The organism is Shewanella sp. Koi 1 (assembly GCF_052907445.1).
In genome coordinates, this window is record NZ_JBREJM010000001.1 from 4065583 (window position 1) to 4079122 (window position 13540).

Genomic DNA, 13540 nt, shown 5'->3' on the forward strand with positions numbered 1-13540 from the left:
ATTAGATGGCCTCCTTGCTCAGGCGTTTACTCAACAAATCGGCAATCGGATTAGCTTTGGGCTTCACCACCTGCAACTTCTTAGTTTGTTTATTAATAATGTAACGGTGCTCAAACAGGTTCAGCACTTCTGACTCTGGGTTCGGGAAAGCGCCTAACACGCTGATATTGTTGTTACCACAGGCATCGAAAATCTTCTTCACGTTGGTGTGGTGCAGCGTGCCCAGCTCGTCAATAGGCCAGTGAATGGTCACATTGGCACGGCCACGTAACAAACGGGTAAAGGCAAGCAGGAACTTACATAAAATCAGGTAAGCCATACCGTGGCTCGAGGATTCGTTCAGCTGTCTGTCGGTGCGGATAATCAAATCGCTATTACCCTCTTTGAGGCGCAGCTCGATTTCAAGCAGCTTTGAAATGCCACCCGTCAGTGCAGCGCGGCCAATAATATCCAAGGCGCGGCGCATGCTGTTGGTGTATTCCTCATCGGGCAGACCATTAAAGCCGTCGGCTTTCCAATTTTTGAAGGCTTTAACAAACTGCTCAAGCTCGGGCCAAAACTCTAATTCGCTGATCTTAGAACGAATACGAACCGCAGATTCGGACACACCATCGAGGAATAACTCCTCGCCCACTTCGCGGGTAATGCGCGCACTCTGCGAGGCGATACGACGATCGATATCGGCAAGCACATCGTAAAAGGCGGTTAAATCGACACCGAAGATCCGACCCTGCTCGCGCAGCGCCATAATCGATTGCGGCACAATCACATTGAGTAGCTGTTCAAGCTGCGGCACAAGCTTGCGGTAATCCAACAGGCGAATACCTTTGTCGTTGATAAAGCTCGATTCTTCGCGGGCACGCTCCCAGGTTTCGGCTAAGCCTGAACCTGACTTGCTGGCAATCACAGAGTCGAAATGCTCCACATATTGCTTAACCGAGCCCATCAAATAATCGCGTTTTAGCAGTAAATCTTCACCCTGACGCAAACGCTCACCGAGGCTACCCTGGGCTTCTTCATTGTTGGCGGGCAGTTTCAGCTCGGCCAACTTACGCATCACGGCGCGCAGTTTAGTTAAGTTTTCAGAGGCTTCAATCTGCGCCGCATCCGAGGCCTTACGTTCGGTCTCGAGTTGTTGGCGGCGGGTCTTCACCTCTTGGGTCTTGGCTTTAAGCTGCTGATCGATTTCTGAGGCGGCGCGTTTAACGTCACTTAACTGGGTTTGCAGCTTGGGCTTACGGATAAGCCAAGTGTGTTGATACCAATCGTCAAAGCGCAATACTTCGCTGCGACGCTGCTCGGCGCGGCTGATTTTGGTTTCAAGCTCACGGATTTGTTGCTTGAGTTTAAGGATATTATCCTCATCCACACCGCGGGATTTAAGCTCGTTTTTGTACCAGGTTTCACAGGCTTTTTGCTCGGCCTTAGCGCTTTCGCGGCGGGCGTCGATAGTGGCCTTGATTTGCCCGAGTTGATTGTCGAGCGCGCCAATGACTTCCTGCCAGTAGGCTTGTTTTTCCATCCGCGCTTCGAGCGCCTGCTCTTTTTGCTCTTCGAGCCAGAGCTGATGTTGGTGCTTAAGCTGCTTTAGCTCGCCATCGAGCTGAGTTAAGCGCTGCTGGGCAAAGGCTTTACGCTCGGCCAGCGCCTTGTTGATCTTATCCTGCTCACTGCGTTTTTCATCGAACAGACGACGTAAATCATCGCGGCTATTTTTGTAAGCCGTGCGGGCAAAGGTGAGTTCGCGGCTGAGTTTATCCAGCTCACCGTTAATCGCCACCAGCTGTGATTCGGCCTCAGCCTGTAATTCCTGCGCGCTTTGCAGCGCTTCTTCGGCCTTGCTTAAACGAATACGCAGCTCCTGCTCGGAGGCGGCATATTCAGGCACATCGATGGCTTTAAGATCTAAATGCACCCCAAACACAGTGTCGCTCTCGCCCGTGACCGTTGGGTGTAAATCGGTGCGGTGCAGTAACTCTGGCGCAATCACTTTACCCAGACTTTGCTCCCAACCTTGGGCTTCCTTACGCAGGAACTCAAGTAAAGTATGGGATTGCGGGAACAGCATATGGTGCAGTTCATCGAGCGCGGTTTGCCGCTCGTTAACCCGCAGGCTGGCGATACGCAGTGCTTCGTTGGCTTGGTCGCGTTTGGCGCGTAATTTACGCTCCTCGCCCGTTAAGCGCTCCACCTTGGCATTGCAGCTTTCTTGCTCTTCGTCGGCGCGGTGGATCCGCTCGTCGAAAATCGCAAGGCTTAACTTTTCTTCCTCGGTGTAGGTTACGCCATCGACACGTAACTTAAGCTCGGCAGCATTGAGTTTGAATTGGTATTCCTGCTCGCTAAAGCTCGCCTTGCCCGCATCCATTTGGCTACGCCATTGGGCTTCGAGGGCATCGAGATCGGCTCTTGCCACTTCACGCTGCTTATCGCGCGCTTCGCGTTGTTTATCCTGATCGCTATGCAAACCTTCCAGCTCGCGGTTTAACTGCTCACCAATTTTGCTGCGGCGGGCATTGTAAGCCGCTTCAATATCTTGGTGTTTTTCAGTTTGTAACTTATGGCGCTCGCTTAAGTTTTCCATGTCCGCGCGCCAGTTTGGCAGCATGTCCAAATCGGCCTTGGCTTGCTCGATATTGGCATCTAAAAAGGCGCCGTGCTGATCTTCAATGGCATCTAACTCATACTCGCACTTAGCTACGTCACCCTTGGCGGCGGATAAGTCGAGGTTAAGCTCATCGCGCACTTCTTTCCATTCGTCGTCCAACATTCGAAGCTTTAAATTCAGCTCCTTAGACAGAGTTTGTTGTATCTCTAAACGATCGGCCTCTAGGGTTTCATCGTTGCGATAACCACGGGACAAGCTCGAGAGACGCATCTCGGCGCTGAGTAATTGGTTAAATTCCTGCTCGAGCTTTTCAAACTCGGGGCGGATCACTTCAAAGCCTTGGATTAATTGACTCTCGCGGATCCATGCCTCGACGCGTTGCGGATTGAGGCGTGAGCTAGGTGGATTCACCCCGTCTTCTTCCAAAATGGCGGCGATCATCGATTTGACCGTTTCCATTTTGCCTTCTTTGGAGTGCACCGCCTTGGCGAGTTTCTCGATATGGCGTAATGAATGCTCACCTTCACACAGGGCGAATTGATGCGCATAGGCTCGTAGCTCGCTGCGGTTGCTGCCCGTGCTCAACAGGGTGCGATCGTTTTGAATAATCGCGCGGTATTCGCGGGTATTCAGCAAGTTAGTGGTGGCTACGCCCTGGCGTTTTAATTCGCGGCCCAGTTCTGCCATGGTGTGGCATAAAATGGTGTCACCATTTTGGGTTTTAATGTAATCGCTTAACTCGAAACCTTTGCCGATAAAGCGGTAGTTCACCCCTTTACCATCGCCCGCCGACGCCAGCACAGCTTGATAGAGTAAGCCATCGGCCTTTTGATATTCGTAAATGATGTAGCTTGAATCGTGTGGCAAGTACCAACGCTCGAAACTGTCACGGGTTGAAGGCACCACGCGGCTAGGATATTCGCCATAAAATACAGGCACTAAACGTTGCAGAGTGGTTTTACCCGAGGCGTTAGTACCACAAATATTGGTATGGCCATTGAGGGCGAGTTCCACAACGCCCGGAAGGTGCGTATCAATCAGCACAATACGAATCAAGCTTGGCATTTCATTCCTTATCCAAACGGGGTCAAAGCTAACCCAGATAAATCGAGCCCAAATCGAGACCATGACTCAAGATTAAACGCCGAGGCGTACAACCTAAGCTCAACACACCTAAGATCTACACAATAAAGGGGCGGTCAGTCTCAATGGACAAAAGCGTGTGACGGGTAATCATCCTTGCGAAATCATCTTTGCGAAAGTTGCGAGGTAAAATCCCATTTTGTGCCCCTAAAATAAGGCAAATAGGGGGCATAAGCAATCGAGCACCCGAGTCTTTCACCTTCGCGAAACAAGTCTGCTCAATGTTACCTCAATTCCCGTCCATTTAACGGTTAACAAAACGTCAGTAGATCACAATTGGGCATAAAAGCTTTGGGGAAAACGGCCGATGTCGGCGCTCCAAGCTAATACAGAGGCATTGGCCGCCGTTAACATTTTCAGCAACTGTCAACTTGGGTAAAACAGTGAAAGACTCGGCCTCGCAGCCGAACCAAAATCACATTTCATTCACTAATCACTGCAAGCGTTAACAATAAAACCCAGCTAAGTGAGTAGCCTAAATGACAAAAAATACCCGCCCCCCTTCAGCGCTTAAGACGGCGCTAAACACCACGATAGACAACGCCCCGCGCCGCACCTTACTCAAGGCTATCGGCTGGACATTGGTCGCGAGTCCCTTGGTCGGCTTAGTCGGCTGCGGCTCGGAGTCCGAAGAAAGTACCAACGACAGCAGCAATAGCAACACGGATACCGGCTCAGGTGCCGATGTGACGACCCCGAGCGATTGGGCCAGTGGTGGCACCGCCAGCATGACGGTCAACTTCCCCGACACCAGCCTCTTCACCGCCAGTGGTGCCTGTGCCTTGGCATTAACCCAATCGGCGGTGGAAGGCCCTTGCTATTTCCAAGTCGATAACCGGGATGATATTTCGGACGCCGAATCGGGTTTGCCTATGCAGATTTGTTTTCAAGTGATTGATAAAGATTGCAATCCATTGAGCGGATTAGAGGTGGAAGTCTGGCATTGTAATGTCGCTGGCATTTACTCGGGCGACACCAGTGGCAGCGCGGATAAGAGCCGCTTTAACAGTGGCTACTGCACCGGAAACTCGAGCAAGGCGCTGCAATCCCAGTGGTTTAGGGGCACCCAAGTGACTGACAGCGAGGGGCGAGTAAATTTTAAATCCTGCTTTCCGGGCTGGTACTCGGGGCGCACTATCCATGTGCACTTTCGGATACGAAACAACAATAACGACCAGTTGGTCTCACAACTGGGCTTTAGCGAGAGTTTGACGACCGAGATTTGCACCAGCCATCCCGAATATCTGACCCGTGGCCAGCAAGATACCAGCCTCAGTCGCGACAATATTTTTGGTAGCAATTACAGCGCGTTTCTATTTAATACCAGCCAAAATGACGATGGCTCACTCCTCGCGTGGCGGACACTCCAGTTGAATTAATCGAGTTGAATGAACTAATTCGACCGCATGATTGAGCATGATAGAAAAGCGCATCTTTCGATGCGCTTTTTCCTGTCAAATCTTTGGGTAAAAGGGCTTATTTTCGCGCCATTAATCAGAGTCCAAGGTCTTTAAATGTTCGGCGATACGACCATAGATTAAGATCATCTCGGCGAGCGAGCCGACTTGCATGCCCCGCATGAGATTGGAACGGTGAATTTCGACCGTGCGCATAGCGATGCACAACGTATCGGCAATCTCCTGATTCTTAAAGCCTTTAGCGATAAGGATGAGGATTTCCCGCTCACGCGGCGGCCAATTCGGTGCATCGGCGCGGCAAGGACTTCCCGCCAAGATAGAGAAAATCGCTTAACCTAGGCTCACCATCCAAGGCGCTTGCAGCGGCGCCTTGGATAAATATTCCGCCTTTGAAGCGCGACACATGTCGCTCTTTTTTATCCTCAGCGTGATCTTATTTTGACGATAATTGGTATCTATCTCACAGCATTAAGTTTCGTTGAAATGCCTCTTACGAGTAAAATCATGGCTATAGTTACACTATATTGCACTATGCCGAACGCTAAGAGCCTAATGCTCTGTGCCTAATGCTCGGCTTAGGCTCTCAACGCCGTCTTTGAGTTAACCCACTCATCAGGAGTATTCAGTGTTTAATTCTTCACTACGTAAAGACCTCGCAGAAAGCGAAACCAAACGCAGGGAAGCCGAGGCCGTTGTCGATTCAATTAAGGCGAGTATCGCGACGATTGAGTTTACCCCCGATGGCATCATCCTCGATGCCAATCCCCTGTTTTTGAAGGCTGTAGGCTACTCACTGGACGAGATTGTCGGTAAACACCATAAATTATTTTGCGCCGCAGACTATGTAAATACCTCGGAGTATCAACAGTTTTGGCGCGAATTAAAGCAAGGACAGGCGAAGGAAGGCAAATTCCCCCGCGTGCACAAGAATGGTCAAGAGATCTGGCTCAGGGCGACCTATTTTCCCATCAAGCAGGATGGCAAAATCACTAAGATCATGAAAACTGCGGCGGTGATCACCGAGGATAAATACCAGCTAGATGCTCAGGCGGCGCTATTTGCCGCCCTGCAAAAATCCCAGGCGATCATCGAGTTCAGCCCCGAGGGTAATATCCTCAATGCCAATGCTAACTTCCTCAGAACCATGGGGTATAGCAAGGAGCAACTCCAAGGCAAGCATCATCGCCTATTCTGCTTCGATAACTTCTATCAGGATAATCCCCATTTTTGGGATGACCTGCGACGCGGGCAATACAAGAAAGGCCTATTCCAACGTAAAAATGCTTACGGGGATTCGATTTGGCTTGAGGCCGTTTACAACCCTGTGATGGATGATCACGGCAAAGTGGTAAAGGTGATCAAGTTTGCCAGCGACATTACCCAGAGGATTATCAAGAGCCATGCGATTCGGGATGCGGCCAATATCGCCCATGCCACCTCGCAGAGCACGGTGGAACAGGCTAACCGCGGCGTGCAGTTACTCGATGCGACGGTAAACACCTCAAACGCGATTGCGGCGCAGACCCATAAAACCACTGAGTCTATGTTGAAGCTCAACGAGCAATCCCAAAGTATTCAAGCAATTGTGGCAACAATCAGTGCGATTGCCGATCAAACCAATCTACTGGCCCTCAACGCCGCCATCGAAGCTGCCCGCGCGGGCGAACAAGGCCGTGGCTTTGCCGTAGTGGCCGATGAGGTGCGCCAATTAGCGGCGAGAACCAGTAAATCGACCGGCGAAATCGCCGCTGTGGTCGATAAGAACAGCCAACTGACGGCCAGTGCCACCAGCATGATGAATGAGGTTGAGCGCATCGCCGAGGAAGGCAAACAGCAATTAGCGGAGGTCACCGCCGTGATGGGCGATATTCGCACCGGCGCGGAGAATGTCGCCGAGACAGTCTCGCAACTTTCCATTGATTAACCCATTTTGGCCAAGCGTTAAGGGATAAGCGTGATGCTTAACCCAATGGCTAAATTGAAAGGCTGAGCTAATAAGTGAAGTGGGAAAACGGCTGGAAAGCGAGGTTAGCAAGCTTAAGCGGTTAGAAGGTTAAGTTAGAGAGCCAGCTAAACCCTTGGGATAACAGGCTTTAAAGCTGTTGTTATTCCAAGTGTTTTGAATTGAGTCTTAGCCGTTATCGGCGCCTTGGTTTTCCCTCGGCGCCTTACTTACCAAATCACTCAGGTTTTACTCGAAATAGTTCTGACTCGAAACATGTCGACTCAAAATACCGCTTAAAAATCGGTTTTGCGCCCTTCATAGGCGGCGCACATTTGTTGCATTTGCGCCTCTTCGTAGGGGCGCAGGCCACTCATGACTAAGGTTTTAATCCCTGTGCCAACGAGGGTATCGCCGCTATGCAGCTCAAAGTGCAGCGTCACATCGCCACGCTTACCATCAATTTTAAGCTCTTGTTGTACAAGCGATAACTTCACTTCCACAAAGTCGAGACTGGTTAAGTCGAATGACATGCTCTCGTAGATCACTAAGGGACGCTCGGGGTTAATCATCACTTGATGCTGTTTCATCAAAGGCACCAAGATATCGATAAAATTGTGTCCCGAAAACGCCACATAGTTGCGAATAAAGGATTCGGTTTGCGCGTCGCAGCGACTCACATCGCCCTGACGACTCACCTGCAAATAGGTTTTCTCGCGGTTATCGCAAATCGAAAAACTGTCGCTCACCTGCTCGGGAAATTGCAACTCGACACCATCACCGACCATGCCAGCAAAGGTAAACTTCATGTTCTGGCTTAAACCGTACTGGGTTAAGACGAGGGCAAACAGCAAGTCGCCGGGCACACAAAAGCGCTTAGCACCCACATCGTGAATAGGGTTAAAGTCTTGGGCGATTTTCTTGGCGAAGTCACTGGCTTGTTGTGCAGAAACAGAAATTGATTGATTTTGCTTAGAAAAATACGGCGATAGGAACATATAAACTCGATCTTAACTGGCTCAATATTGGGCGAATAACAAAGGTGCAACGAGTCTACCTCAGTTTCGCTATTTCACTCACCCGATGACTTACCCTCTTAGGGTAACGAACAAAGTAACATCTGACTTACATTTGTAAAGATAAAGAATTTTAAGTTGGTTTTAAGTTAATAAAACTAAGCTCCGCGGCCGCAAACGAGAACAATTCCTGTTTGCAAAAAAAATAAAGACAAGCACCATGTCCGATTCGGAGAGCCCAATGACCCAACTTAGCCCAATGCGCCTTAGCTTATTGGCCTGCGCATTAACTACCGCCTTCAATGCCCAAGCCAATTCGCCCACCCAAGCCCCCGCAAAAATAGAACAGATCAGTATTTTCGGCAGTAAAAATCCCCTCGATACCACCCCAGGTAGCGCCCATCAAATTACCGAAGCCGAATTAGAAACCTTTAAATATTCCGATATTATGCGCACCTTGGCCTCTGTGCCCGGCGTTTATATTCAAGAAGAAGATGGTTATGGTCTGCGCCCTAACATTGGTATGCGTGGCACGGGGCAAAATCGTTCTGAAAAGATTACCGTGATGGAAGACGGTGTTCTCGCCGCTCCCGCCCCCTATGCCTCCCCAGCGGCTTACTACTTCCCCACCTCAGGCAGAATGCAATCGGTTGAAATCCTTAAGGGAAGCTCAACGGTAAAGTATGGCCCCCGCACCACAGGTGGGGTGATTAACATGTTGTCTCGACAAATTCCTCAAGAGGCATTAGCCGGCAAAATTGATCTTGCCTTAGGCCAAGATGGCTTCGGTAAATTACACACCTATGCAGGCGGACAAGGCGAGCGGATTGGCGCTGTGGCCGAGATTTATCGCTATCAGGCCGACGGATTTCGAGAGATAAACTCGGTCGGCGGCGACACTGGCTTTACTAAAAATGATGCCTTAGCCAAGGTCAGAGTTAACACCGACAGCACGGCTGCATACCAGCAATCCCTTGAACTCAAATTGAAATTTGCCGATGAGACCTCTAACGAAACCTATATGGGTCTGACCGATGCGGATTATCAGGCCTCGCCCTATAGTCGCTATTCGGCCTCGCAAAAAGATCAGATGACCACAGAGCATAAGCAAGTACAGCTCAACCATATCATCGATTTTAGCGACACGCTAAGCCTTAGCAGCATTGGCTATTACAATGATTTTCATCGAAATTGGTATAAGGCCGACAAGGTTGGTGGTGAATCTTTAAGCGGCAAAGGGATCCAAAATGCTGCCGACTTTGATGCGGGTCTACTCTCTGAGCTTGAGGTCAATGTCAAAGCCAATAATCGCAGTTACCTCGCCCAAGGGATACAAACGGAACTCAATTGGTTACTCGGAGATCACGACCTCGCCTTTGGTCTTCGCTACCATGAAGATGAAATGGACAGATACCAATGGGCCGACAGTTATGCCATGGACGCCAACAGTGTCATGTTACGCACTAAGAGTGGTGTCCCGGGCACCGACTCTAACCGTGTCGATAGCGCCACGGCATTTGCGGCCTATGTGCAGGATAAAATCAGCCTAGACGCGCTCACCATTACCGCTGGCCTGCGCTGGGAAGATGTCGAAACCCAACGCCGCGATTGGGGCAAGAAGAACCCCGGTCGCGAGGGGAATCCCGATAAACAGGTTGAAAACCAGTTCAATGCGCTGCTGCCTTCGTTATCAGCAACTTACCAGATTAATGAGCAAGTATTACTTCTGGCTGGAGTACAAAAAGGCTTCTCGCCCGCCGCGCCCGGCAATGCTAAGGGACAAGAAGAACAGAGCTGGAACTATGAGGCTGGCGTTCGCTACCATCGAGATGCATTTAATGCAGAGTTAATCGGTTTCTATAGTGATTACAGTAACATGCACGGCAACTGCACGGCGGCGCAGGGTTGTGATGACACTAAACTCGACAATCAGTACAACGCTGGCGAAGTAGAAGTCAAAGGCCTCGAACTCAGCCTCGCCCACGAGTTTAACCGCGCCGGAGCGATGAGCTTTCCAGTCAAACTCGCCTACACCTACACGGATGCCGAGTTTGGCAATAGTTTCGAATCTGAGTTTGAAACTTGGGATAAGGTTGAAGCGGGTTACAAGTTAACCTATCTACCTGAAAACCAATTGTATATTTCAGCAGGTGTGCAATCGCAACACTGGCAAATCACAGTGGCGGCACGTTATACCGATGAGATGCGAACCAAAGCAGGTGCAGGCGCCATTCCCGCAGATGAAGTGATTGAGGCCAAAACCTTAGTGGACTTGTCGGCGCGTTACTTTGTCACCCACAGTCAGGAAGTGTACTTAACTGTAGACAACCTCTTAGATGAAACCTATATGACGACGCGAGTACACGGCTCTATTTTTGCCGGAAAACCTCAAACGGTCACACTCGGTTACAGCTATAAATTTTAATCCCTCGTAAAACGAGCAAGGGCAAACCCAGTTTGCCCTTGTAAATCATCTGTCAGCAATCACTGCGACTAAACTCGCTTAAATTCGCGCTTTAACTGAAAACTCTCGTCGGTCACCAGCTGTTCTAACACCTCAACCCGCTCGCGCAGTTTATCAAGCTCAATGCGTAACAGTTGGTTTTCGGCCTGAAGCTTATTGCTGACCGAATTGCCGCGCTCGCGGATCTTCATAATCGCGACTGTATATCCGCCGACAATGGCAAAAATAGGGATAAGTAATGCAAGCGTTGCTGCGTTCATAACGGGTCCTTTTCGAATTTATCTCTTAATCCAGTATGTGCAACATAACCTAAATGCACCAGTGACAAAAGTCATGAGTTGTCACCAAGCAGTTGAGCGACGCTCTACGAAGTCCCGCGCTACTCTTTATCGAAACTATCCACCACAATCGCCCCCATAGAAGCCGGCATGGTAATCACGATAATCCGTTTAATCGAGGTCAAAGGGTCATCAATAAAGTGTTCTGGTCTAATCCCATCGGACACTTAATTTTGAGACAGTATGGTCAATAAATTAAGAGGTCTATATGAGTCTGAAGAAATCACATAAAAGTTATCCGCAGGCATTTAAAGATGAAGCCGTCTTGATGGTGCTAGAGCAAGGTTATAGCGTTGCCGATGCGGCAAAGTCTCTTGGAGTTAGCACGAGCCTGCTTTACAACTGGAAAGAAAAACACGAAGCCCTGAAACAAGGTATCACCTTAGAAGAGTCTGAGCGGGATGAGTTGAAGCGATTGCGTAGAGAAAACAAAGAATTGCGCATGGAGAAAGAAATTCTAAAAAAGGCAAGCGCCTTCTTTGCGAAAGAAATGAAGTAAGATTTCGTTTCATCAAACTGCAATCTCACCTGTTTCCCATAGCACTGTTATGTCGAGTAATGAGTGTCAGTAAGTCAGGCTATTACGATTGGCATAAACGCCCTGCAAACGTGATAAGCCTTGAAACACTGAAGCTTTATCGCCTTGTTCGACAGCTATTTAAGCAAAGTCGAGGCAGCTTAGGGAATCGTGAAATGGTGAAGAAATTGCGCAAGGAAGGCTACCAGGTTGGTCGCTATCTCGTTCGTAAAATTATGCACCGCCTTCGACTTAAAGGAACCCAGCGACGCGCTTACAAGGTGACTACGCAGCGAAAACACTCAGATGCAGTGGCTGATAACCTGTTAAATATGAACTTTAATCCAGTATCGGCTAATCAGGTCTGGGCGGGTGACGTGACCTATTTAAAGACGGGTGAAGGCTGGATGTATTTAGCAGTGGTGATGGATTTATATTCACGCCGGATTGTGGGATGGCACATAAACAAACGCATGACCACAGATTTGATATCTAAGGCATTAATAAAAGCCTACAACCTGCGACAACCAGCGCGAGGGCTGGTATTTCACAGTGACCGAGGCTCGCAATATACCAGTAAGCAATTCGGTAGGCTGCTATCGAGTTATGGTATCCGAGCCAGCATGGGTGATGTGGGGGCGTGTTGGGATAATGCCGTTGTTGAGCGATTTTTTGGCAGCTTAAAACACGATTGGATTTTTAAAGTTAATCAACCAACAAGGGAGTTTATGAAGCAAGATGTGACTGCTTACATGAAATATTACAACTTGGAGCGACTGCATTCTGCTAATGACGATATGTCACCTGTAGAGTTTGAAAATTCTCAAGTAAAAGTGTCCAGTTTGGATTGACCAGTACAAAGGGCAGCTTATCGAGGCAAAGGAGCACCAAACTCACCACACAGGCACTAATCAGATAGGCCATAACAATCCGAAAAATAAATACCGGTAGGCGGTGACGAATGTTTTGTTGGAACACACTCTGGTAAGTAAATTGTACTAGCTCAGACCTGATCTGACAGTTACCCATTTTTTAGGGTGCTACTGTCAGCTTAGATTTGAGCTAAATTCTTTTCAGCCCAAAACCGTTTCCCATCTATTAATGTGGCCAGTGGTGTTCTGCCGCAGCACATTTTACCTTGATGGGTTCGTTCATTGTTGTAATAAGCCAGCCATTCGTCCAGATCTTTTTGTAGTTCCTCCATGTTAGCGTACAGTTTTTTTCGGAAAGTAACCTGATAAAACTCATTCAAAATAGTTTTATGGAACCGTTCGCAGATCCCATTCGTTTGCGGGTGTCGCGCCTTCGTCTTAGTGTGTTCTATATCGTTAATTGCTAAATACAGCTGATAGTCGTGCTGTTCCACTTTGCCACAGTATTCGGTTCCTCTGTCAGTTAAAATGCGCAACATGGGCAGCGCCTGTGTTTCAAAGAACGGTAATACTCTGTCGTTGAGTAAATCGGCCGAGGTGATTGGGGTTTTCGTGGTATACAGTTTCGCGAAAGCAACTTTGCTGTAAGTATCGACAAAGGTTTGCTGATAAATCCTGCCTACGCCCTTAAGACTACCAACGTAAAAGGTATCTTGTGAGCCGAGATAACCTGGATGATGCGTTTCAATTTCACCACATGCTTCATCGTCTTGCTGCTTACGCTCAAGGGCGGCAACTTGTTCATCCGAAAGGATTATCCCTTCTAGCTCGACTTTGGCTTCGAGGGCTTTTAATCGCTTTTTGAAGTTCTCTAAGCCATGCCGTAACCAAATGGAGCGCACGCCACTGGCGGAGACAAATATCCCTTGTTTTCGAAGCTCGTTACTAGAGCGAGACTGCCCATGGGCAGGAAATGCGATAGCATGTGTTAAGACGGCATTTTCAGTTACATCATCAACACGATTCTTGAGGTTAGGTGTTCTTCTGGACTGATTAATCAACGACTCAACACCGCCGTTTTCAACCAGCTCTTGATAGCGATAGAAAGTATCACGGGAAAGCCCCATGACTTTACAAGCTCTAGACACGTTTCCCAATTCTTCAGCGAGATTGAGTAAACCAGCTTTGTGTTTAATGATGGGATTGTTAGTATGAAGCATGA

The 13540-nt window shown here is 48.9% G+C and carries 8 protein-coding genes and 2 pseudogenes; 4 read left to right on the forward strand and 6 right to left on the reverse strand.

Features of this window, described 5'->3' with window-relative positions:
- Position 1: 1 nt before the first annotated feature.
- Positions 2-3673: an ATP-binding protein gene (locus ACUZ8J_RS17950; protein ID WP_446694530.1), complete on the reverse strand. Its 3672-nt coding sequence runs from the start codon at positions 3671-3673 to the stop codon at positions 2-4.
- Between the two features lie 557 nt (positions 3674-4230).
- On the opposite strand from ACUZ8J_RS17950, the gene ACUZ8J_RS17955 reads away from it, so the two are divergent.
- Positions 4231-5130: a dioxygenase family protein gene (locus ACUZ8J_RS17955; protein WP_446694531.1), complete on the forward strand. Its 900-nt coding sequence runs from the start codon at positions 4231-4233 to the stop codon at positions 5128-5130.
- Between the two features lie 111 nt (positions 5131-5241).
- On the opposite strand, the pseudogene ACUZ8J_RS17960 reads toward ACUZ8J_RS17955, so the two are convergent.
- Positions 5242-5442: pseudogene (locus ACUZ8J_RS17960) on the reverse strand (LuxR C-terminal-related transcriptional regulator); the annotation flags it as partial.
- Positions 5443-5794: 352 nt separating this feature from the next.
- On the opposite strand from ACUZ8J_RS17960, the gene ACUZ8J_RS17965 reads away from it, so the two are divergent.
- On the forward strand, positions 5795-7093 hold the full coding sequence (locus ACUZ8J_RS17965; protein ID WP_446694532.1) for a methyl-accepting chemotaxis protein: 1299 nt from the start codon (positions 5795-5797) through the stop codon (positions 7091-7093).
- Positions 7094-7407: 314 nt separating this feature from the next.
- Here ACUZ8J_RS17965 and ACUZ8J_RS17970 read toward each other — a convergent pair whose 3' ends face one another.
- Positions 7408-8109, reverse strand: a complete 702-nt coding sequence (locus tag ACUZ8J_RS17970; RefSeq protein ID WP_109287338.1) for a DUF3581 domain-containing protein — start codon at positions 8107-8109, stop codon at positions 7408-7410.
- 259 nt (positions 8110-8368) lie between these two features.
- Between ACUZ8J_RS17970 and ACUZ8J_RS17975 the strand changes: the two genes are divergently transcribed.
- A complete protein-coding gene (locus ACUZ8J_RS17975) occupies positions 8369-10552 on the forward strand; it encodes a TonB-dependent receptor family protein (RefSeq protein ID WP_446694533.1) in 2184 nt (727 codons plus the stop codon).
- Between the two features lie 68 nt (positions 10553-10620).
- Here ACUZ8J_RS17975 and ACUZ8J_RS17980 read toward each other — a convergent pair whose 3' ends face one another.
- Both ACUZ8J_RS17980 and ACUZ8J_RS17985 read right to left on the reverse strand, forming a co-directional pair.
- A complete protein-coding gene (locus ACUZ8J_RS17980) occupies positions 10621-10851 on the reverse strand; it encodes a hypothetical protein (RefSeq protein ID WP_011621428.1) in 231 nt (76 codons plus the stop codon).
- A 119-nt stretch (positions 10852-10970) separates the two neighbouring features.
- Positions 10971-11069 (reverse strand): annotated as a pseudogene (locus ACUZ8J_RS17985) (DUF2391 family protein); the annotation flags it as partial.
- 68 nt (positions 11070-11137) lie between these two features.
- Here ACUZ8J_RS17985 and ACUZ8J_RS17990 point away from each other — a divergent pair.
- Positions 11138-12297, forward strand: a protein-coding gene (locus ACUZ8J_RS17990; protein WP_446693017.1) for an IS3 family transposase whose coding sequence is annotated in 2 segments (ribosomal slippage) — positions 11138-11387 and positions 11387-12297 — 1161 coding nt in all. Because the reading frame shifts where the segments join, the coding sequence is not laid out codon by codon here.
- Between the two features lie 200 nt (positions 12298-12497).
- On the opposite strand, the gene ACUZ8J_RS17995 is transcribed toward ACUZ8J_RS17990, so the two are convergent.
- A complete protein-coding gene (locus ACUZ8J_RS17995; RefSeq protein ID WP_011625997.1) occupies positions 12498-13538 on the reverse strand; it encodes an IS481-like element ISShes15 family transposase in 1041 nt (346 codons plus the stop codon).
- Positions 13539-13540: the final 2 nt, after the last annotated feature.